Source organism: Pseudomonas yangonensis, assembly GCF_009932725.1.
Lineage (GTDB): Bacteria > Pseudomonadota > Gammaproteobacteria > Pseudomonadales > Pseudomonadaceae > Aquipseudomonas > Aquipseudomonas yangonensis.
On the sequence record NZ_BLJU01000009.1, the window covers coordinates 95088 to 115988 of the forward strand.

Annotated in this window: 22 protein-coding genes and 1 riboswitch; of the genes, 9 read left to right on the plus strand and 13 right to left on the minus strand. The window is 64.1% G+C overall.

Annotated elements, in window-relative coordinates; all coding sequences use genetic code 11:
- Window positions 1–46: 46 nt before the first annotated feature.
- Window positions 47–280, plus strand: a complete 234-nt coding sequence (locus GYB81_RS13140; RefSeq protein ID WP_161865810.1) for a DUF2789 domain-containing protein — start codon at window positions 47–49, stop codon at window positions 278–280.
- 195 nt (window positions 281–475) lie between these two features.
- On the opposite strand, the gene GYB81_RS13145 is transcribed toward GYB81_RS13140, so the two are convergent.
- The 3 genes from GYB81_RS13145 to GYB81_RS13155 are packed head-to-tail and all read right to left on the minus strand — an operon-like array spanning window position 476 to window position 2606.
- Window positions 476–967, minus strand: a complete 492-nt coding sequence (locus tag GYB81_RS13145; RefSeq protein WP_161865809.1) for a YgjP-like metallopeptidase domain-containing protein — start codon at window positions 965–967, stop codon at window positions 476–478.
- 48 nt (window positions 968–1015) lie between these two features.
- A complete protein-coding gene (locus tag GYB81_RS13150) occupies window positions 1016–2116 on the minus strand; it encodes a PQQ-dependent sugar dehydrogenase (RefSeq protein ID WP_161865808.1) in 1101 nt (366 codons plus the stop codon).
- 13 nt (window positions 2117–2129) lie between these two features.
- A complete protein-coding gene (locus GYB81_RS13155; RefSeq protein ID WP_161865807.1) occupies window positions 2130–2606 on the minus strand; it encodes a hypothetical protein in 477 nt (158 codons plus the stop codon).
- Between the two features lie 371 nt (window positions 2607–2977).
- Between GYB81_RS13155 and GYB81_RS13160 the strand changes: the two genes are divergently transcribed.
- A complete protein-coding gene (locus GYB81_RS13160; protein ID WP_161865806.1) occupies window positions 2978–3661 on the plus strand; it encodes a polysaccharide lyase family 7 protein in 684 nt (227 codons plus the stop codon).
- A 76-nt stretch (window positions 3662–3737) separates the two neighbouring features.
- On the opposite strand, the gene fba is transcribed toward GYB81_RS13160, so the two are convergent.
- The 7 genes from fba to GYB81_RS13195 all read right to left on the minus strand — a co-directional run bounded on the left by fba (window position 3738) and on the right by GYB81_RS13195 (window position 11155).
- Entirely contained in the window at window positions 3738–4802 is a 1065-nt protein-coding gene (gene fba / locus GYB81_RS13165) for a class II fructose-bisphosphate aldolase (protein ID WP_161865805.1), read from the minus strand.
- A 122-nt stretch (window positions 4803–4924) separates the two neighbouring features.
- Window positions 4925–5251, minus strand: coding sequence for an MliC family protein (locus GYB81_RS13170; RefSeq protein WP_161865804.1), 327 nt, complete (start codon window positions 5249–5251; stop codon window positions 4925–4927).
- A gap of 13 nt (window positions 5252–5264) precedes the next feature.
- A complete protein-coding gene (locus GYB81_RS13175; protein ID WP_013713644.1) occupies window positions 5265–5450 on the minus strand; it encodes a hypothetical protein in 186 nt (61 codons plus the stop codon).
- A 104-nt stretch (window positions 5451–5554) separates the two neighbouring features.
- Complete coding sequence (locus tag GYB81_RS13180) at window positions 5555–6715, minus strand: phosphoglycerate kinase (RefSeq protein WP_161865803.1); 1161 nt, start codon at window positions 6713–6715, stop codon at window positions 5555–5557.
- Between the two features lie 3 nt (window positions 6716–6718).
- Window positions 6719–7786, minus strand: coding sequence for an erythrose-4-phosphate dehydrogenase (gene epd, locus GYB81_RS13185; RefSeq protein WP_161865802.1), 1068 nt, complete (start codon window positions 7784–7786; stop codon window positions 6719–6721).
- Between the two features lie 104 nt (window positions 7787–7890).
- Window positions 7891–9891, minus strand: coding sequence for a transketolase (tkt, locus tag GYB81_RS13190; protein ID WP_161865801.1), 2001 nt, complete (start codon window positions 9889–9891; stop codon window positions 7891–7893).
- Window positions 9892–10000: 109 nt separating this feature from the next.
- Window positions 10001–11155: a TDT family transporter gene (locus tag GYB81_RS13195; RefSeq protein ID WP_161865800.1), complete on the minus strand. Its 1155-nt coding sequence runs from the start codon at window positions 11153–11155 to the stop codon at window positions 10001–10003.
- A gap of 108 nt (window positions 11156–11263) precedes the next feature.
- On the opposite strand from GYB81_RS13195, the gene GYB81_RS13200 reads away from it, so the two are divergent.
- From GYB81_RS13200 to metK, 3 genes are read left to right on the plus strand one after another with little or no spacing between them, the layout of a single operon-like run.
- Window positions 11264–12172 carry a LysR family transcriptional regulator gene (locus GYB81_RS13200; RefSeq protein ID WP_161865799.1) on the plus strand — a complete coding sequence of 303 codons (909 nt, stop codon included), beginning with the start codon at window positions 11264–11266 and terminating at the stop codon, window positions 12170–12172.
- A 45-nt stretch (window positions 12173–12217) separates the two neighbouring features.
- The gene (locus GYB81_RS13205) at window positions 12218–13219 is read left to right on the plus strand and encodes an ArsR/SmtB family transcription factor (protein ID WP_161865851.1); all 1002 of its coding nucleotides are present in this window, start codon (window positions 12218–12220) and stop codon (window positions 13217–13219) included.
- Window positions 13220–14410 (plus strand): methionine adenosyltransferase, encoded by a 1191-nt coding sequence (gene metK / locus GYB81_RS13210; RefSeq protein WP_161865798.1) that lies wholly within the window; start codon window positions 13220–13222, stop codon window positions 14408–14410.
- A gap of 63 nt (window positions 14411–14473) precedes the next feature.
- On the opposite strand, the gene GYB81_RS13215 is transcribed toward metK, so the two are convergent.
- A complete protein-coding gene (locus GYB81_RS13215) occupies window positions 14474–14785 on the minus strand; it encodes a hypothetical protein (protein ID WP_161865797.1) in 312 nt (103 codons plus the stop codon).
- A gap of 217 nt (window positions 14786–15002) precedes the next feature.
- Here GYB81_RS13215 and ligB point away from each other — a divergent pair, with 217 nt between their 5' ends.
- Both ligB and GYB81_RS13225 read left to right on the plus strand, forming a co-directional pair.
- On the plus strand, window positions 15003–16697 hold the full coding sequence (ligB, locus tag GYB81_RS13220; RefSeq protein ID WP_161865796.1) for an NAD-dependent DNA ligase LigB: 1695 nt from the start codon (window positions 15003–15005) through the stop codon (window positions 16695–16697).
- A gap of 83 nt (window positions 16698–16780) precedes the next feature.
- A complete protein-coding gene (locus GYB81_RS13225; RefSeq protein ID WP_161865795.1) occupies window positions 16781–17176 on the plus strand; it encodes a DUF1090 domain-containing protein in 396 nt (131 codons plus the stop codon).
- On the opposite strand, the gene GYB81_RS13230 is transcribed toward GYB81_RS13225, so the two are convergent.
- Together GYB81_RS13230 and GYB81_RS13235 are read right to left on the minus strand one after the other, a co-directional pair.
- The gene (locus tag GYB81_RS13230; RefSeq protein ID WP_161865794.1) at window positions 17170–17619 is read right to left on the minus strand and encodes a c-type cytochrome; all 450 of its coding nucleotides are present in this window, start codon (window positions 17617–17619) and stop codon (window positions 17170–17172) included. The genes GYB81_RS13225 and GYB81_RS13230 overlap by 7 nt on opposite strands.
- 111 nt (window positions 17620–17730) lie before the next feature.
- Window positions 17731–18120 carry an MAPEG family protein gene (locus tag GYB81_RS13235; RefSeq protein ID WP_161865793.1) on the minus strand — a complete coding sequence of 130 codons (390 nt, stop codon included), beginning with the start codon at window positions 18118–18120 and terminating at the stop codon, window positions 17731–17733.
- Window positions 18121–18341: 221 nt separating this feature from the next.
- Window positions 18342–18492: riboswitch (S-adenosyl-L-homocysteine riboswitch) on the plus strand.
- Window positions 18493–18515: 23 nt separating this feature from the next.
- Here GYB81_RS13235 and ahcY point away from each other — a divergent pair.
- Both ahcY and metF read left to right on the plus strand, forming a co-directional pair.
- Complete coding sequence (gene ahcY / locus GYB81_RS13240) at window positions 18516–19925, plus strand: adenosylhomocysteinase (protein WP_161865792.1); 1410 nt, start codon at window positions 18516–18518, stop codon at window positions 19923–19925.
- Window positions 19926–20023: 98 nt separating this feature from the next.
- Window positions 20024–20869, plus strand: a complete 846-nt coding sequence (metF, locus tag GYB81_RS13245; protein ID WP_161865791.1) for a methylenetetrahydrofolate reductase [NAD(P)H] — start codon at window positions 20024–20026, stop codon at window positions 20867–20869.
- Window positions 20870–20901: the final 32 nt, after the last annotated feature.

Genomic DNA, 20901 nt, shown 5'->3' on the forward strand with positions numbered 1-20901 from the left:
CTCGGTTGGGTAATTATCGATGAACCCTACGTTTGGAGAGCCCGCCATGGAAAACCCCGTCCACAGCCTGCCCGCCCTGTTCAAGCAGCTTGGCCTGCCCGACGATCCGGCCAGCATCAACGCCTTCATCAGCACCCATTCGCCTCTGCCGGACGCATGCAAGCTGTCCGAGGCCCCGTTCTGGACGCCGGCACAGGCAGCGCTGCTGCGCGACGAGATTCTCGAAGACGCCGACTGGGCGCCGGTGGTTGACCAGCTCAACGTACGCCTGCACGGCTAGCAGGCTGTTGAAAAACTATCTGCGTTGCCACTGCTGCGTTAAAAACAGGCTCGTGCGCGAGTCCGATCAAAATGCTCATTTACAGCTCGTAAACTCCGCTTTTTCGCCTGTTTTTGCGGGGCCGCCATCGGTATTGCATTGGCTGCCTCGCCTACGTTTTTCAACGGCCTGCTAGCGGGCAGGCGCGCCTGCGCTTCAACCGCCCGCCGTCATCTCGCGCCAGGTCAGGTACATGCGCAGGTCGAACTCGATCTGCGCATAGCCCGGCAACATGTGATCGCAAAGCTTGTAGAAGGCCTTGTTGTGCTCGGCCTCCTTCAGGTGCGCCAGCTCGTGCACCACGATCATCTGCAGAAAGGCCGGCGCGGCGTCGCGAAACAGCGAGGCGACGCGAATCTCCTTCTTGGCCTTGAGCCTGCCGCCGTGCACCCGCGAGATCGCCGTATGCAGCCCCAGCGCCCTGTGGGTGAGATCGAGGCGGGCGTCATAGAGCACCTTGTCGATCGCCGGTGCGTTCTTCAGGTGCTCCTGCTTGAGGGCCATCACGTAGCCGTACAGTGCCTTGTCGCTCTGAACCTCGTGGCGACCCGGATAGCGCTGGGCCAGGTAATCACCCAGCCGATCATCGGCAATCAACTGGCGCACCTGCTGCTGCACGGCCACCGGATAACCCTGTAGATACTTCACCGCTCAGGTCCCTTGTTCATCAGGACCGCCAGTGTAACGGATAGCGCCCTACTCGCTGGGCAGCACACGCAACAGGCGCCCCTGCGGGTTGTCGGTGAGCAGGTAGAGGGCGCCGTCCGGTCCGCTGCGCACGTCGCGAATGCGCTCGTCCAGCTCTTCAAACAGCACCTCCTCACCGGCCAGCATGCCGTCGCGCACACGGATACGGCGTACGCTGCGTTCGGCCAGGGTGGCGGCGAACAGGTCGCCCTGCCAGTCGGGGAACAGCTCGCCGCGATACAGCGTCAGGCTCGACGGCGCCACCGATGGCGTCCAGTGCAGCAGGGGGGCGGTCAGCCCCGGCAACTCGGTGTAGGGGCTGACCCGCGCACCGGTGTAATCGATACCGAAGGTCACCAGCGGCCAGCCGTAGTTGTTACCAGCCTCGATCAGGTTGAGTTCGTCGCCGCCACGCGGGCCGTGTTCATGGCTGTACAGGCGGCCACTCTCGGCATCGAAGACGATGCCCTGCACGTTGCGATGACCCAGACTGTAGATCTCGGCGGCGGCGCCGGGCTTCCCAACCATCGGGTTGTCCGGCGGCACGCTGCCGTCGCGGTTCAGCCGCACGATCTTGCCGAGATGATTGGCCGGATTCTGCGCCTCCTCGCGCCAGTCGAAGCCGTCGCCCAACGTGAGCACCAGGGTCTTGTCGGCCAGGAAGGCTATACGCCCGCCGTAGTGCGAAGCACCCTCCTTGAGCGGCTGGGCGGTGAACAGGACCTCGAAGTCGTGCAGCTCGTCGTCCACCAGGCGGGCACGGGCCAGACGCGTGTTGTTGGCCTCCTGCGTGCCGTGCGCGTAGGTCAGGTACAGCCAGCGGTTGTCGGCGTAATCCGGGTCCAGCGCCACTTCCATCAGCCCCGCCTGGGCAGCGCTAAAGGCTTCGGGTAAGCCGGCGACGGGTTCCGGGTCGACACTGCCATCGGCTTCGATGATGCGCAGGCGCCCGACGCGTTCGGTGACCAGCAGACGGCCATCCGGCAGGAAAGCCATCGCCCAGGGGTGCTCCAGACCTTCGCTGAAGGTTTCGATACGGTAATCCAGCGCCAGCGAAGGCGTACTGACCAACAGGGCGCCAAGCAATAGCGCGCGCTTACTTCTCAACATGGGCCACGCCTTGTCACAGGGAGTCGGAGGAAGTCGGCTGCGTCCGATAGCGCACACGCCGGCCGAGCAGGCCGAACAGCAGCGCACCGACGCTGCCGCAGGCCATCAGTCCTAGCGTGCCGATCGTGCTGCGATCAGCGGCGATCAGCGTCGGCATTGGCGCTAAGGCGTTGGCCAGCGCCAGCGCAGACCAGATTGCCGCCGCGCCCGCCAGCACAAAGATCAGCCAGCGCAGCGTGGGTATACGCCGGGCGAACCAGGCGGCCATCGGCAGTGCGACAAGAAAGCCCAGCGCACTGAGCAGGATGAAGGTGGGAGCGAAGCCGAGCAGGTCGAGGCAAGTGGTGCCAACGCGTACATCCAGCGGCATCGGTGCGCCCAGCGCTTGCAGGGCGGCGAGGTTGGTCTGGGTCTGGAAGATCGAGGCAAGCAGCGAAGCCAGCAACACGGCGAGGACGAAAGCGAGCAACAGGCGCGGCTTGCTGGACATGGAGAACAGTTCCCGGAACGACAGTGCCCGGATTATGGCGCACCCTACCGGCCGTTATGTTCCGGGTGTTTTACAGGGTTTTACCTGTGCCGGACATCGCCTCTTTCCTCGCATTTTCGGGGCTGCGCAGTGGATCGAAAGCGCCAATGATAATGACTTTAAATTGACGCCAATAAGCCGACAAACGGCTATCACGCTTTCGCCCCGATTGCCGTTATAAAGCGCGCCACGAGCGCACTCGCTGCTCGTGAAGGCAGCCCTGCCACCCTTCTAGCTCGCGCGTCACCGGCTGGAACGCCAAGTAAGCCGTTACTGACTCCTGGATGAGATGTGCCCCCGACTGAAGTTTCCTTTTTCAGGAGCTTTTGAACATGATCGAACTCGCCATGTGGAATCTCAGCGTTCCAGTCGGCGTCCCCGCGACCACCATCGAGACCGGCGTTCTGGCCGGTGGTTACCAGGATCACTATTTCCAGTCCAAGGAGGGCGCCATCTTCTTCTGGGCACCGGTCAATGGCACCACGACCGAGAGCGCGAAGTACCCCCGCACCGAACTGCGCGAAACCTACGCCGACGGTCGCCTGCGCAACTGGACCTATCCGGAGTCGGACAATTTCCTGCGTGCTTCACTGAGCGTCAGCCAGGTGCCGTCCACCGGCAAGATCGTCATCGGCCAGATTCATGCCTTCAAGAGTTCCGAGCCGCTGCTCAAGCTGGAGTACCAGTACAAGACCAAGACCGCCGACGGCAATATCGTCGCCAAGGTCCGTGTGACGCCAACCTCGGAGATCCAGGTGGTGAACATCGCCAGCGGCATCCGTCTGAACCAGCCGTTTCGCTACGTGATCAACCTGAAACCGGACGGCACCCTGGCCGTCAGCCTCAACAGCATCAACTGGAACACCCGAGTGGAGCCGACCTGGGCGGTCAAACCGCTGTACTTCAAGGCCGGGGTCTACACCCAGGACAACACCGGGTATGAAACCGAAGCCGGCGCCGCGCGCTTCGATCTGCTCAAGATCGAACACCGCTCGCTGGTTGGTGCAGCGAACTGACGCGACCTGAACGCACGCCATAAAAAACGCCGCGACTCCGTGAGGAGCCGCGGCGTTTTCCGTGTAGCGCGCGGGCTTAGTTGACCTTGGCGTTCAGCTCGCCGCTGGCGTAGCGCTGGAACATGCCTTCCAGGGAGATCGGCTTGATCTTGGAGGCATTGCCAGCGGTGCCGAAGGCTTCGTAGCGGGCGATGCAGATGTCACGCATGGCGACGATGGTCTTGGCGAAGAACTTGCGCGGGTCGAACTCGCTCGGATGCTCGGCCATCATGCGGCGGATGGCACCAGTGGAGGCCAGGCGCAGGTCGGTGTCGATGTTGACCTTGCGCACGCCGTGCTTGATGCCCTCGACGATTTCCTCGACCGGCACACCATAGGTTTCCTTGATGTCGCCGCCGAACTCGTTGATCACCTTCAGCCACTCCTGAGGAACGGACGAAGACCCATGCATCACCAGGTGGGTGTTGGGGATGCGCTTGTGGATTTCCTTGATGCGCTCAATGGAGAGCACATCGCCGGTTGGCGGCTTGGTGAACTTGTAGGCGCCGTGGCTGGTGCCGATGGCGATGGCCAGGGCATCGACCTGGGTCTTCTTGACGAAGTCCGCGGCTTCTTCCGGATCGGTCAGCAGTTGGCTGTGATCGAGCACGCCCTCGGCGCCGACGCCATCTTCTTCACCAGCCATGCCGGTTTCAAGGCTGCCCAGGCAACCCAGTTCACCTTCCACGGAAACGCCGCAGGCGTGAGCGAAGGCCACGGTCTGCTGGGTTACGCGGACGTTGTACTCGTAATCGGCCGGGGTCTTGCCGTCTTCCTTCAGCGAACCATCCATCATCACCGAGGAAAAGCCCAGCTGGATCGAGCGCTGGCACACGTCCGGGCTGGTGCCGTGGTCCTGGTGCATGCACACCGGAATGTGCGGGAATTCTTCGATGGCAGCCAGGATCAGGTGGCGCAGGAACGGCGCACCGGCGTACTTGCGGGCACCAGCGGAGGCCTGGACGATGACCGGCGAATCGGTCTTGTCGGCGGCTTCCATGATGGCGCGCATCTGCTCGAGGTTGTTGACGTTGAAGGCCGGCACGCCGTAGCCGAATTCGGCGGCGTGGTCGAGCATCTGGCGCATGCTGATAAGTGCCATGGTGTTTCTGTCTCCCGGTTTGGAGGTCGTTGATCGTGCAAGCCTGCCGCAGGGGCAGGCGTTGTTCAAGTTTCGTCGAGTCTGGGCTCAGCCCAGCTCTCGTCTCGGCAAAGCCGAGGGTATTACGGAGCCTTGCAGCCGCGACCTATCAGGTCATCGGTAGCCGTCCAGTAGACTAGGCCTTCCTCCCCCTTGGTATGGAAGGACAGACGCCCGTCACTGTAAAGCGCGCCGGAGGCGGCCGGCTCCTGAGTCAGGCGATAGACGATATCGTCCCCGCCCAGGCGCACGTCCACCTGATCGAAGCTGCCATTGGCGAAGCGCCACTGGACTTCGGCCTGGCTGTCGCATACCCAGCGATTCCACTGATCCGGCGCGGCCGGCTGGTTGCTGCAGGCTGCCAGCAGCAGGGCGATGGCAGCGAGCCCCGCCAGTTTGATCCCGCTCAATTACCTCTCCTCGTCAGCAGCGCTGTTCCGGCGCCGGGCCAGTAGGCTGGCCGGTGCTTTCCTCGACACGCTGATCATCCTGAGTGGTCGGGGTTTCGATCTGCGCCGGGCTGAATACCTCGCAGGCCGCTTCCCGACCACCGCCGGCACAACCGGCCAGCAACATACCAATCACGCTCAATGCGGCTAACTTGTCCATGACACGACTCCTTGTACGATGATCCGGTTTTCTACAGACCACCCGTTCGCGTCAGGGTTTAATCAGCCGGGGCGCTGGGTGACACCCATCACCCTGGCTCGCCGTTATTGTGCGCGCTGCTCCAGCACTTCCACGGCCGGCAGTACCTTGCCCTCGACGAACTCAAGGAAAGCACCGCCACCGGTGGAAATATAGGAAATCTTCTCGGCCACGCCGTACTTGTCGATGGCCGCCAGGGTGTCGCCGCCGCCGGCGATGGAGAACGCCGGGCTCTCGGCGATGGCCTGGGCCAGGGCCTTGGTGCCGTTGCCGAACTGGTCGAACTCGAACACGCCGACCGGGCCGTTCCACAGGATGGTCTGCGAGGCCTTGAGCATTTCGGCGAACTGCTTGGCCGTCTGCGGGCCGATGTCGAGGATCATGTCGTCTTCAGCCACGTCCTTGACCGCCTTGACGGTGGCTTCGGCATCTTCGGCGAAGGCCTTGGCCACCACCACATCGACCGGCAGCGGTACGCTGACCTTGGCTGCGATGGCCTTGGCAGTCTCGACCAGGTCGGCTTCGTACAGCGACTTGCCCACCGGCAGGCCGGCAGCCGCGAGGAAGGTGTTGGCGATGCCGCCACCGACGATCAGCGAATCGCAGATGTCCGCCAGCGAGTTGAGCACGTCCAGCTTGGTCGACACCTTGGAGCCGGCGACGATGGCCAGCATCGGACGGGCCGGCTTGTCCAGCGCCTTGCCCAGTGCGTCCAGCTCGGCAGCCAGCAGCGGGCCGGCGCAGGCGACCTTGGCGAACTTGGCCACGCCATGGGTCGACCCCTGAGCCCGGTGGGCGGTGCCGAAAGCGTCCATCACGAAGACGTCGCACAGGGCAGCATACTGCTGGGCCAACTCGTCGCTGTTCTTCTTCTCGCCCTTGTTGAAACGCACGTTCTCCAGCAGCACCAGCTCACCGGCCTTGACCTCGACACCGCCGAGGTAGTCCTTGACCAGCGGTACTTCACGGCCAAGGGCCTTGCTCAGGTAGGCGGCGACCGGAGCCAGGCTGTCTTCCTCGCTGTAGACACCCTCTTCCGGGCGCCCCAGATGCGAGCAAACCAGCACGGCTGCGCCTTTTTCCAGCGCCAGCTTGATGGTCGGCAGCGAAGCGAGGATACGCGCGTCGCTCTTGACCACACCGTCCTTCACCGGGACGTTGAGGTCTTCGCGGATCAGCACGCGCTTACCATTGAGGTCAAGGTCGGTCATCTTCAGAACGGTCATAGGTCAGTCCTTCAAGGAGGCTGGTTGTACGGAGGAAGTGGATACAGCGAGAAAATGTTCGGCGACATCGAGCATGCGGTTGGCGAAGCCCCACTCGTTGTCGAACCAGGCCAGCAGGTTGACTAGGCGCGGGCCGGACACGCGGGTCTGGCTGCCGTCGACGATGGCCGAGTGCGGGTCGTGGTTGAAATCGCAGCTGGCATGCGGCAATTCGGTGTAGGCCAGCAGCCCCTTGAGCGGGCCGCTTTCCGCCGCCAGGCGCAGCACGCGATTGATCTCTTCTGCCGAGGTGTCACGGGCGGTCTGTAGCGTGATGTCCAGGCAGGAGACGTTGACCGTCGGCACGCGAATGGCCTTGGCCTGAATGCGCCCGGCCAGCTCCGGCAGCAGCCGCTCGATACCACGGGCCAGTCCGGTGGAGACCGGAATCACGGACTGAAAAGCCGAGCGCGTGCGGCGCAGGTCTTCGTGGTGATAGGCATCGATCACGGGCTGGTCGTTCATCGCCGAGTGAATGGTGGTAATGGAGACGTATTCCAGACCCACCACCTCGTCGAGAAGTTTCAACAACGGCACGCCGCAGTTGGTGGTACAGGACGCGTTCGACACCAGGCGTTCGGCACCGCTCAGGCACTGCTGATTGACGCCGAAGACCACGGTGGCATCGATATCCGCCTCGCTCGCCATCGGCTGCGACAGCAGGACCCGCGGCGCACCGGCATCGAGGAAACGCTCGGCATCGGCACGCGTGGTGTACTGCCCGGAGCATTCGAGCAGCAGGTCGATATCCAGCGCCGCCCAGTCGATGGCCTCCGGCTCGCTCTGACGCAACACCTTCACGCAGTCACCATTGATGTGCAGGCAGTCGCCATCGACCTTCACCTCACCGGGGAAGCGGCCGTGGGTGGAGTCGAAGCGGGTCAGGTATTCGACGCTGGCCTGGTCGGCCAGGTCGTTGAGCGCGACGATTTCCAGGCTCGATGAGTTGCCACGCTCGTGCAGCGCACGCAGCACACAGCGGCCAATACGGCCATAGCCGTTGAGGGCGACGCGGTAAGGGCGATTGGACATGGGCGGTCTCGTATGAACCGTAGGGTGGATCGCGCTTCATCGATCCACCGGCGGTGTAACGGCGGGTGAAAAACGCGTCACCCGCCCTACGGCGTCGCTCTAGCTCAGGCGTCGAGCAGCTCTTCGGCAGTGCCGACGACGTTGTCGACGGTGAAACCGAAGTGTTCGAACAGCTGGCCGGCAGGGGCCGACTCACCGTAGGTGTCCATGCCGATGATGCGACCTTCGAGGCCCACGTACTTGTACCAGAAGTCGGCATGGGCGGCTTCGATGGCGATACGCGCGGTGACCTGCAGCGGCAGCACGGACTGCTTGTAGGCGGCGTCCTGCTGGTCGAACACGTTGGTCGAAGGCATCGACACGACGCGCACCTTGCGGCCCCGCTCGCTCAGCTTGTCAGCGGCCTGGATGGCCAGGCCGACTTCCGAACCGGTGGCGATCAGAATCAGCTCCGGTTCGCCAGCGCAGTCCTTGAGGACATAACCACCACGACTGATGGCCGCTTCGGTTTCGTGATCGCGCAGGTTATGCGGCAGGTTCTGGCGGGAGAAGATCAGCGCGCTTGGGCCATCCTTGCGCTCGATCGCGCACTTCCAGGCCACCGCGGCTTCGACGGTATCCGCCGGGCGCCAGGTGTCCAGGTTCGGCGTGGTGCGCAGGCTGGTCAGCTGCTCCACCGGCTGGTGGGTCGGGCCGTCTTCACCGAGGCCGATGGAATCGTGGGTGAACACGTAGAGCACGCGCTGTTTCATCAGCGCCGACATGCGCACCGCGTTGCGCGCGTATTCCATGAACATCAGGAAGGTCGCGCCGTAGGGGATCAGGCCGCCGTGCAGGGCCACGCCGTTCATGATCGCGCTCATGCCGAATTCACGTACGCCGTAGTACATGTAGTTGCCCGAGGCATCCTCGGCGACTACCGGCTTGCAGCCCTTCCACAGGGTCAGGTTGGAACCGGCGAGGTCGGCCGAACCACCAAGCAGCTCGGGCAGCAGCGGACCGAAGGCGTTCAGGCAGTTCTGGCTGGCCTTGCGGCTGGCGATGGTTTCGCCCTTCTCGGCCACGGCGCGAATGAACTCGCTGGCCTTGGCGGAGAAATCGGCCGGCAGCTCGCCCGCCATGCGGCGGATGAATTCGTTGGCCAGTTCAGGGTAGGCGGCAGAGTAGGCGGCGAAGCGCTGATCCCAGTCGGCTTCGACAGCCAGGCCGGCCTCCTTGGCATCCCACTCGGCGTAGATGTCGGCAGGAATTTCGAACGGCGCATGATGCCAATTCAGAGCCGCGCGGGTCAGGGCGATTTCGTCATGGCCCAGGGCGGCGCCGTGGGACTCTTCCTTGCCCTGCTTGTTCGGCGAGCCGAAGCCGATGATGGTCTTGCAGCAGATCAGCGTCGGACGGTCGCCGGATTTGCGCGCGGTGTCGATAGCCATCTTGATTTCGTCGGCATCGTGGCCGTCGACGTTGCGGATCACCTGCCAGCCGTAGGCTTCGAAGCGTGCCGGGGTGTCATCGGTGAACCAGCCATGTACTTCACCGTCGATGGAGATGCCGTTGTCGTCATAGAAGGCGATCAGCTTGCCCAGGCCCAGGGTGCCGGCCAGCGAGCAGACTTCATGACTGATGCCTTCCATCATGCAGCCGTCGCCGAGGAACACATAGGTGTGGTGATCGACGATCTTGTGGCCGTCGCGGTTGAACTGCGCTGCCATGATCTTTTCCGCCAGAGCGAAGCCCACGGCGTTGGCGATGCCCTGGCCGAGCGGGCCAGTGGTGGTCTCGACGCCTGGCGCATAACCGAACTCCGGGTGCCCGGGGGTCTTGCTGTGCAGCTGGCGGAAGTTCTTCAGGTCGTCGATCGACAGGTCGTAGCCGGTCAGGTGCAGCAGCGAATAGATCAGCATCGAGCCGTGGCCGTTGGACAGCACGAAGCGGTCACGGTCGGCAAAATTCGGGTTGGCCGGGTTGTGCTTCAGGTAATCGCGCCACAGCACTTCGGCGATGTCCGCCATGCCCATGGGGGCACCGGGGTGGCCGCTGTTGGCTTTCTGCACAGCATCCATGCTGAGGGCACGAATGGCATTGGCTCGCTCACGACGGCTGGGCATCGCTGAATCTCCTACGGGGGCTGCTTCTGAATGAAGGGGGCGAAAAAGGCGCCCATTTTCGCCCAGCCGGCCCCCGCGGGGCAATGACAGATGGTCTGTAGAGAGCAAATCAGCCCGCCTGTTCGCTCAGAACGCTCACTGCCGGACTGCCCGGCCCACCCAGGCAAGGTGCCTGAAACAGCTCGCCATGCCAGATACCGGCGAGGGTGCGACTGAACACCAGCGACCACACCGCCGCCAATTGCACCGCCAGCACCAGGCCGACGAAGGCGAAGAAGCTCAGCCCGGTCACCGCCTGCAACTCGAAGGTGGCCAGGGCAAACACCCCCAACGGAAAGGTGAAGCCCCACCAACCGAGGTTGAACGGCATGTTGTCGCGGATGTAATGGCGGGTGAACAGCGTGGCGATCACCAGCCACCACAAACCCGCGCCCCACAGCGCCAAACCGCCGATCAGGCCGAGATCCCGCGCCAACTCGGCGGCGCTGACCAGCGGCGTGCCGGCGAAGGCCGCGGGCGCGGCCTGGCCCATGCTGAGCAGCCCGAGGCAGCCGGTAGCCAGCGGCCCCAGCGGCAGCCAGCTGGTGGCAGCGAAATCGGTATCCGGCAGCTTGTGCAGCGCCAGGCGCAGCAGCACCAGAGTGATCAGCGAGAAGGCCAGCGACAGCGATACTCCCCACAGCACGAAACCGGCCACCAGCAGTTGCTGCGCAGCCTCGGCAGCCAGGTGTGGCGCCAGCGTACCCGCCGCGCTGGCAGACACCTCGGGTGCGACGATCGGTAGCAGCCAGACCGCGGTAAGTTTCTCCAGCGCGTGATGCTGTCGGGTGAACATCAAATAGGGCACCACCAGCGCCCCCAGCAGCGCCAATGCCGCATCCAGCCACCACAAAAGGTGGGCCAGCGCATAGACGCCCTCACCCCAGCGCGGCACGCCGAACAGCAGCAGGCCCTTGATCAGCACCGCCAAGCCCATGGGGATGGCCCCGAGAAACATCGACTGCACCGGATGCAGCAGCATCGGCCAGACGGTTTCGCGAAACAGCATCAGGCGCAGCACGAACAAGATGCTGAACAGGGCGAACAGCCCGGCAGCCACGAACCACAGCCCTTCGGCGAGCAGCATCAGCTCCGGCATGCGCCAGGGCAGGTGGGCGATTACCAACGCCAGCACGCCGGTACCCATGATCATGGCGAACCAGTGGGGAGTGAAGTGACGAATGACAGCCTGAGGCTCGGGCAGACGAGTGAAAGGGCGCAGCATGAATCGGGTGGTCCCGTGACAAGTGACGGCGCAAGGTTAAGAACAGGCTTGCCATATTAAAAATACATATTTAGCATCATTCTCATACCTTTTATCTATGCCATGGCCATGAACCTGCACCACCTCAAGGTCTTTCTCGCGGTCGCCGAAGCCGGCAGCATCAGCGCCGGCGCCGAGCGCCTGCATATCAGCCAGCCTGCGGTGACGCGCGAGATTCGTGACCTGGAAGCGAGCCTCGACCTGCGCCTGTTCGACCGCCTGCCTCGTGGCGTGCAACTGACCGAGGGCGGCCTGCGCCTGCTCGACTATGCCCAGCGCATCTTCAGTCTGGAGCGCGCGGCCGAACGCGACCTGCGCGATTTCGCCCAACTCGAGCAGGGCGAACTGCACCTGGGCGCCAGCGCCACGCTCGGCGCCTACCTGCTGCCACCCCTGCTCACCCGCTTTCGCGCCATGCATCCGCAGATATTCGTCAGCCTGGAAGTGAGCAACACCGATGTCGTGACCAGGCAACTGGACGAGGGCCGCATCAGCCTGGGCTTCGTCGAAGGGCCGTTCGCACGCGATGACTACGCGCACCGCCTGCTGGCACGTGACGCCCTGCTGCCAGTGGTATCGCCCCGTCATCCGCTGGCCGGCAGCAGCGAACTGAAAGCCGAAAGCCTCCAGGCCTATCCGCTGTACATGCGCGAGCCTGGCTCCGGCGCACGCGTCAGCATCGAGCAGGCCTATCTGGCACACGGCCTGGAGCCCCGTGCCGGCATGGCCATCGGCAGCACCGAGGCGCTCAAGCGCCTGCTGGCCGACCATCTGGGCATCGCCTGGTTGTCGCAACGCGTGGTAGAGCGCGAACTGGCCACCGGCGAATTACGCCATCTGCCAGTGCAGGACCTGCACATCGAGCGCGACCTGCATGTGTTGTGGCGCCTCGGCGCCGGCCTGAGCCCGGCGCCCGCCGCCTTCCTGGAACTGAGCCAGACTCCTGGGCAAGCCGGATCCAATATCAAAACTTTTTGATATTGGTGTTGCTGTATGAAAAATGACCGACTAGACTGCGCCACCATGACCCTGCGCGCACCCCAGCTGCAATTCGACCCCTGCGACGAGCTCGCCGCCCTGTGCAAGGCCGGTGGCGATGCGCTGCGCCTGAACGTGCTGCGTGCGCTGAGCAACGACTCGTTCGGTGTGCTGGAGCTGGCGCAGATCTTCGCCATTGGCCAGTCGGGCATGAGCCACCACCTCAAGGTGCTGGCCCAGGCCGGGCTGGTGGCGACGCGCCGCGAGGGCAATGCCATTTTCTACCGTCGTGCCCTGCCCAATGGCCGCCTGCATGCTGCCCTGCTGGACGACATCGACGAACTGCCGCTGCCCGGCGACGTGCAAGCGCGCATCGCCACCGTGCATCAGCAGCGCGCCACCGTCAGCCGCGACTTCTTCGCACGCATGGCCACCAGTTTCCAGGCCCAGCAGGACCTGATCGCAGGCCTGCCGCAGTACCGCGACAGCCTGCTGGCCCTGCTCGATGCGCTGCATTTCGCGCCAGGCGCCACGGCGCTGGAAATCGGCCCGGGCGACGGCGCCTTCCTGCCCGAACTGGCGCGGCGTTTCGCCCAGGTCACGGCACTGGACAACAGCCCGGCTATGCTCGAACTGGCCAGCCAGCGTTGCGCTGCCGAGGGCCTGCATAACGTCGAGCTGAAACTGGCCGATGCGCTGCAGGACGAACAGCAGCCCGCAGACTGCGTGGTGCTGAACATGGTGCTGCACCACTTCGCCACGCCGGCCGAGGCCTTTCGCAAGCTGGCCGGGCTGGTCGCCCCTGGCGGCAGTCTGTTGCTCAGCGAATTGTGCAGCCATGACCAGAGCTGGGCGCGCGAAGCCTGCGGCGACCTGTGGCTGGGCTTCGAACAGGAAGACCTGGCACGCTGGGCGACGGCCGCTGGCCTGACGCCCGGCGAAAGCCTGTACATAGGCCTGAAAAACGGCTTTCAGATTCAATTACGGCACTTTGCCAAACCCGATGCGCACAGCGCCTTCAGCCTCCGGCAAGAAAGGAACCGATAGATGAGCGAATATTCCCTGTTTACCTCCGAGTCCGTGTCCGAGGGGCATCCGGACAAGATCGCCGACCAGATCTCCGATGCGGTGCTCGACGCCATCATCGCCCAGGACAAGCACGCCCGCGTGGCCGTGGAAACCCTGGTCAAGACCGGCGTGGCCATCGTTGCCGGCGAGGTGACCACCAGCGCCTGGGTCGACCTGGAGCAGATCGTCCGCGACGTGATCTGCGATATCGGCTACACCAGCAGCGACGTCGGCTTCGACGGCGCCACCTGCGGCGTGCTCAACATCATTGGCAAGCAGTCCCCGGACATCAACCAGGGCGTCGACCGCGCCAAGCCGGAAGACCAGGGCGCTGGCGACCAGGGCCTGATGTTCGGTTACGCCAGCAACGAAACCGACGTACTGATGCCGGCGCCGATCTGCTTCTCGCACCGCCTGGTCGAGCGTCAGGCCGAGGCGCGCAAGTCCGGTCTGCTGCCGTGGCTGCGCCCGGATGCCAAGAGCCAGGTCACCTGCCGCTACGAGAATGGCAAGGTAGCGGCCATCGACGCGGTCGTGCTGTCCACCCAGCACAACCCGGAAGTGAAATACGATGACCTGCGCGACGGCGTGATGGAACTGATCGTCAAGCACGTGCTGCCGGCCGAGCTGCTGCACAAGGACACCCAGTTCCACATCAACCCGACCGGCCAGTTCATCATCGGCGGCCCGGTGGGCGACTGCGGCCTGACCGGGCGCAAGATCATCGTCGACAGCTACGGCGGCATGGCCCGTCACGGCGGCGGCGCCTTCTCCGGCAAGGACCCGTCCAAGGTCGACCGCAGCGCTGCCTACGCCGGCCGCTACGTGGCCAAGAACATCGTCGGTGCCGGCCTGGCCGAACGCTGCGAGATCCAGGTGTCCTACGCCATCGGCGTGGCCCAGCCGACCTCCATCTCGATCAACACCTTCGGCACCCACAAGATCGCCGAAGACAAGATCATTCAGCTGGTGCGTGAAGTGTTCGACCTGCGCCCCTACGCCATCACCAAGATGCTCGACCTGCTGCACCCGATGTATCAGGACACCGCTGCCTACGGCCACTTCGGCCGTACGCCCCAGTCCAAGACCGTCGGCAACGACAGCTTCAGCACCTTCACCTGGGAGCGCACCGACAAGGCTGCCGACCTGCGCGCCGCTGCCGGCCTGTAAGTCCCTGAAAACGAAAAAGCCCCGCTAGAGCGATCTGGCGGGGCTTTTTTCTGCCTGGAAGGCTTATTTGCCGAACATCGAACTCAGGCCCTTGAGCGTCTCCTTGGTAGCACTGAGCTGGTCGGGGGTAGCAGCCTGACTGGAGGCATCGGCCTCGGCGGCCAGGCGCTCGCAACCGCCATCGAGCGCTGCCAGGTTTTCAGTGGCCTTGTCGTTGCCAGCCAGCGCTGCCAACTGCTTGAGCTGAGCCAGACCGTCCTGATTGGCAGCCATCTGCTCCTGGCATTTGGCCTGGAGCGAATCGACTTCGGCAGCGAGGGAAGACAGGCAAGCGAAGGCCAGAACGGCGAAACAGGCAACGGAAGCAATACGCATTGTGAAGACCTCTAAGGGTTGAGGCCCGGCTGTCCATGCGCCCCCGCCGGGCAAATCCATTTGTTTGGGGGTGGGAAAAGGCGCGGCAATCTATCACCCGCCCCAGACAGCCACAAGCGAAACCGAGTCGCCGCGTGAAGCCGTTCATATCGACGGTTCGAACACTCGATGCAGGCCTGCTAGGCTGAGCGGGTACTCTGGGCAAGGAAGCTCCGCAATGAAACTCGCTCCGATCCTGCTCCTCCTGCTCCCGCTGACCGCGCTGGCCGAGCCCTGCCCTGACTGGGCCGATACGCGCGCAGCGATGGAACTGGGCGCACTCTCCCGGCAAGTCGCGCAATGGGACGACGCCTACCACAACCAGGGCCGTTCACTGGTCGCCGACGAAATCTACGATCAGGCTCGCGAGCGTCTGCAGTCGTGGCATCGGTGCTTTCCAAACGCCCTGAACAACCTGCCTGACCCGCTGACTGGCAGTACCGGCAAGCTCGCTCATCCGGTGACTCAAACCGGCCTGCGCAAACTGCACGAGGCCGCAGTGAACGAATGGATCGCCAGCCGCGACGACCTGTGGATTCAGCCCAAGGTCGACGGCGTCGCAGTCACCCTGGTCTACCGCAACGGCATGCTGCAGCAGGCCATCAGCCGCGGTGACGGGCGCCTCGGGCAGGATTGGACGGCCCGCGCCAGACAGCTGCCAGGCGTACCGACGCAACTGCCCGAGCCGCTCGACGCCGTGCTGCAGGGCGAGCTTTACTGGCGCCTGAATGACCATGTCCAAAGCCGCGATGGCAGCCAGGGGGCTCGCGGCAAGGTGGCCGGACTGATGGCACGACAGTCGCTTGACGAACAGCAGAGCAGGGCCATCGGCCTGTTCGTCTGGGACTGGCCGGACGGGCCGGCGAGCATGGACGAACGCCTGAGCAGGTTGCAGGCTCTGGGCTTCGGCGACAGCCGGCACTACAGCAAGCCGATACGCAGCGCCGAGCAAGCCAGGCAGTGGCGCCAGCACTGGTTCGATCAGCCGCAGCCGTTCGCCAGCGATGGGGTGGTGCTGCGCCAGGGCGCACGCCCGTCCGGCGAGCGCTGGCAGGCCGAAGCGCCACATTGGGCGATCGCCTGGAAATACCCGGCCAGCCAGGCGCTGGCAGTGGTACAGACGGTGGATTTCAGCATTGGCCGCATCGGGCGCATCACGCCGATCCTGCGCCTGCAGCCGGTCGATCTCGACGAACGCCGTATCAGCCGCGTATCCCTCGGCTCGCTGCAAGCCTGGGAAAAACTGGATATACGCCCGGGCGATCAGGTGTCGATACGTCTGGCCGGCCTGACCATCCCGCGTCTCGATCAGGTGATCTGGCGCAGCCCGGAGCGTGCAGCGGTGCGCGCGCCCGACCCCGATCAATACCACGCCTTGAGCTGCTGGCGACCGAGTGTCGAATGCCGGCAGCAGTTTCTGGCACGTCTTAACTGGCTCGCCGGCAAGCAGGGCCTGAATCTGCCCGGCATCGGAGCAGGCACCTGGAATACGCTGCTGGCCCGCGAGCAACTGGATGGCCTGCTCGATTGGCTGGAGTTCGACAGCGCACGTCTGCAGCAACTGCCCGGCATCGGTCCAGGACGCGCCGCACAGCTGCAGCAGGCTTTCGACCAGGCCCGGCAACGGCCACTGCAACAATGGTTGCAGGCACTCGGAGCACCACCTGGCCTGCAGCTGCGCGACGCAGATGACTGGCCCGCCCTGCTATCTCGCAGCCACACGGAGTGGCTGCAGCAACCCGGGGTGGGCCCCAAAAGCGCCGAGCGGCTGCAAGCTTTTTTCGCTCACCCCGAAGTCCAGCGCCTGGGCGAGCGGCTGCAGCGGGCCGGCGTTGCCGGCTTCGAAACAGCGCGACAGGCACCGCGCGGTTGATCCAGATCAGCCAATGACGCAATCCGGTCGAACCTCGCGCAACCGCCAGGGTCACTTCGAAAGAGACCTAAAGAGGACAGACCATGATTCGCCAAACCGCTTTGTTCGGCCTGCTGCTGGCCGCCAACCTGAATGTCACCCCCCTGCTGGCCGCCGACGGTGAAGACGGCTGCGCCGTCAAACGCCAGGTGCTTCAGGAGAAGATCGAAGCCGCGCAGCAGAGCGGCAACAGCAGGGAACTGGATGGGCTCCGGCGCGCACTGGGTAACGTCGACGCCCATTGCGACGACGCTTCGCTGCATGAGGAGCGCCTGGCCAGCGTCAAGGAAGCGCGCGAGGAAGTGCAGGAGCGCGAAAAGGATCTGCGCGAAGCCATGGGCACCGGCGACCAGGAAAAGATCGCCAAGCGTCAGGCCAAGCTGGCCGAAGCACGCGCCGAACTGCAGCAGGCCGAAGCCGAAGCAAGCGTCGATCAGTAAGCGCGGAACGCCTTGTGGCAGGCTTCGCAGCTATCCTCCACAGCCTGCACCGCAGGCTCCAGCTCGGAGCGGCGTAGCGGCGGCGTGGTCGTCGCCTGCACCAGTGCAGCGGTGGCCTGCTCCAGATCGCGCGCCATTTTCTGAAACTGCTCCTGGCGCTGCCAGACTTCCGGGCTGGCCTTGCTGCGCTCGTCGTCGGCCACCGAGGGGAAATGCTGCCAGGGCTCGCGCGACAGTCTATCGAGCTCGGCGGCGCCACTGATGAAGGCGGCCTCGTCGTAGGGAATGCGATTGCGCAGCATGCCACCCAGATCCTCGCTGACCTTGAGCATCTCCTTGAACAAGGCCTGACGCTTGCCCAACGGCGAGTTGGGGTCGACCCCGCCGCAGGCGGCCAGACTCAGGCAGAGACAGGTGAGCAGGAGGATTTTCTTGGGGGCCATCGACACGAGTTCCGGGGTACAAGGGGCCGCCAGTATCGCGGCTCGCACCGGTCGGGCCAAGCGACCGCTTGTCACAACAGCGGCTTCGCCTGCATAGCTGTCAGCTGGCGTTCAGCTAGCGGATACCACGAACAGCCCCACGATCAGCCCCATACCTACGAACCAGACCAGTGAGCGTGCCGGCCCCCAGTCGGCCAGGTAGCAGACGAAGTACAGCAGGCGGCTGCCGATGAACGCCACGGCCAACTGATCGAGCAGGGCCTGCTCGGCGCCACCGGCCTGGTGAGCGATGATCACTGCGGCGGCGAACGCAGGCGTCACTTCGAAGCCGTTGAGCTGGGCGTTATTGGCCCGTTTGCGCCAACCCTCAAGGGTACTCAGGAATGCGCGCGGATCCTGATTGGCGCGCGGCCCGTAGCCGGGGCCGAGAAATTTGGCAGTCGCCGTACTCAGGTACGGCAGAAGGATGGCGATCAGTACGCACCAGTAGGCAAGGGTCATGAAGGCTCCGCAATGTATTGGGGAAAGTACGCAGCTTGTGCGCTCGGCAGCGCAAGATCCATGACCCGCACGAGGATAAGGAACGGCGATCCGGCCAATGCTCCGGGGACAGCTGCCAACCCCGCCACATGCAGGCGACGGAAAACCTTGGGCACAGCCGCCCGGCTAGCTATAATCAGCCAGTTTCATGCGACCGGCACCGCTCCGGCCGCTCCCGCCACCCGGTCGAGGGGCGCTGCAGCAGCCTGAAAGATCTGTTTCGAATCCCCAAGCCCGCATTCCAGCAATGCTCGCGGCAGATTCGAATCAGCCTTCCAGGCTGTCAGGCTCGCCCGGGGCGTTAACCAAACGCATCAACGGCGCCCATTCGCAGACAACGAATGGAGAACTCATCTATGAGCGCTGTAATGACGCCTGCCGGTTTCACCGACTACAAGGTTGCCGACATTTCCCTGGCCGAGTGGGGCCGCAAGGAACTGACCATCGCCGAGTCCGAGATGCCGGCGCTGATGGGCCTGCGCCGCAAGTACGCCGCCAGCCAGCCGCTGAAAGGCGCGAAGATTCTCGGCTGCATCCACATGACCATCCAGACCGGCGTACTGATCGAGACGCTGACCGCCCTGGGCGCCGAAGTGCGCTGGTCGAGCTGCAACATCTTCTCCACCCAGGATCAGGCCGCTGCCGCCATCGCTGCCGCCGGCATCCCGGTATTTGCCTGGAAGGGCGAGACCGAAGAAGAGTACGAGTGGTGCATCGAGCAGACCATCCTCAAGGACGGCAAGCCGTGGGACGCCAACATGGTGCTGGACGATGGCGGCGACCTGACCGAGATCCTGCACAAGAAATACCCGCAGATGCTCGAGCGCATCCACGGCATCACCGAAGAAACCACCACCGGTGTGCACCGCCTGCTCGACATGCTCAAGGCCGGCACCCTGAAAGTCCCGGCGATCAACGTCAACGACGCGGTCACCAAGAGCAAGAACGACAACAAGTACGGCTGCCGTCACAGCCTCAACGACGCCATCAAGCGCGGCACCGACCACCTGCTGTCGGGCAAGCAGGCGCTGGTCATCGGCTACGGTGACGTGGGCAAGGGCTCGGCCGCTTCGCTGCGCCAGGAAGGCATGATCGTCAAGGTTTCCGAGATCGACCCGATCTGCGCCATGCAGGCCTGCATGGACGGCTACGAGCTGGTGTCGCCGTACATTGACGGCCGCAATGACGGCACCGACGCCTGCATCGACAAGGCGCTGCTGGGCAAGATCGACCTGATCGTCACCACCACCGGCAACGCCAACGTCTGCGATGCCGGCATGCTCAAGGCCCTGAAGAAGCGCGCCGTGGTCTGCAACATCGGTCACTTCGACAACGAGATCGACACCGCCTTCATGCGCAAGAACTGGGCATGGGAAGAGGTCAAGCCGCAGGTGCACAAGATCCACCGCACCGGGGCCGGCAGCTTCGATCCGGCCAACGACGACTACCTGATCCTGCTCGCCGAAGGCCGCCTGGTGAACCTGGGTAACGCCACCGGCCACCCGAGCCGCATCATGGACGGTTCCTTCGCCAACCAGGTGCTGGCGCAGATCTTCCTGTTCGAGCAGAAGTTCGCCGACATGCTGCCCGAGCACAAGGCCCAGCGCCTGACCGTGGAAGTGCTGCCGAAGAAGCTCGACGAGGAAGTCGCACTGGAAATGGTCAAGGGCTTCGGCGGGGTCGTCACCCAGCTGACCCAGCAGCAGGCCGACTATATCGGCGTGACCGTCGACGGCCCGTTCAAGCCGGACACCTACCGCTACTAATGCGTAGGGTGGATAAGCCTCGGGCTTATCCACCGCCGACTTCCCGCAAGGTGGATGGAAAAACGCCATCCACCCTACGTCTCCAAGGCTAGAAACCTATGAGCCAAGAACAACGCTACAGCTTCGAGTTCTTCCCCACCAAGACCGAAGCCGGGCATGAAAAACTGATGGACGTGGCGCGCCAACTGGCGGCCTACAAGCCCGATTTCTTCTCCTGCACCTATGGCGCCGGTGGCTCCACCCGCGACCGCACGCTCAACACCGTGCTGCAACTCGATGGCGAGGTGAAGGTGCCGACCGCGCCGCACCTGTCCTGCGTCGGCGACAGCAAGGCCGAGCTGCTCGAACTGCTCAACCTGTACAAAAATGCCGGCATCAAGCGCATCGTCGCCCTGCGCGGCGACCTGCCGTCGGGCATGGGCATGGCCAGCGGTGAGCTGCGCTACGCCAACGAGCTGGTCGAGTTCATTCGCACCGAAACCGGTGATCACTTCCATATCGAAGTGGCCGCCTATCCGGAGATGCACCCGCAGGCGCGCAACTTCGAGAGCGACATCGCCAACTTCGTGCGCAAGGCCAAGGCCGGAGCCAACAGCGCCATCACCCAGTACTTCTTCAACGCCGACAGCTACTTCTACTTCGTCGAGCGCGTGCGCAAGCTGGGCGTGGATATCCCGGTGGTGCCGGGCATCATGCCGATCACCAACTACAGCAAGCTGGCACGTTTCTCCGATGCCTGTGGTGCCGAGATTCCGCGCTGGGTGCGCAAGCAGCTGGAAGCCTATGGCGACGACAGCGACAGCATTCGCGCCTTCGGTGAGCAGGTGATCACCGAAATGTGCGAACGCCTGCTGCAAGGTGGCGCGCCAGGCCTGCACTTCTACAGCATGAACCTGGCTGGTCCCAGCCTGGCCATCTGGAACAACCTCGACCTCAAACGCTGACGGGCAGGGAGCCGCGCAGCGGCTCCCCCGCT